1 pseudogene is annotated in these 228 nt (G+C 41.2%); it reads left to right on the top strand.

What is annotated here, in order from left to right:
• A pseudogene (locus Q8G36_RS29535) lies at positions 1–228 on the top strand (IS5/IS1182 family transposase); the annotation flags it as partial.

Below are 228 nucleotides of genomic sequence, written 5' to 3'. Positions count from 1 at the left end.
AAATCGTACCCAAAGAAACACGAGCTTATCAAGGACGTCTTCAAGATGAAATAAATCAACATCGTGAAAACCAAGGAAAGAAACCATTTCCACCAGATAATTTTGATAAGGAAGAAACCAGAGCAATGAAAGAAAGTACTACGGATCCTGAGAGTGGCTACTATGTGAAAGATGAACGAACAAAACAGTTTGCCTATTCATTCCACGCGGCCGCAGACCGCAACGGTT

Source organism: Peribacillus frigoritolerans, assembly GCF_030676415.1.
In the GTDB taxonomy this organism is placed as follows: Bacteria; Bacillota; Bacilli; order Bacillales; family DSM-1321; genus Peribacillus; species Peribacillus frigoritolerans_A.
This window is presented reverse-complemented; position numbering and strand designations above follow the sequence as displayed.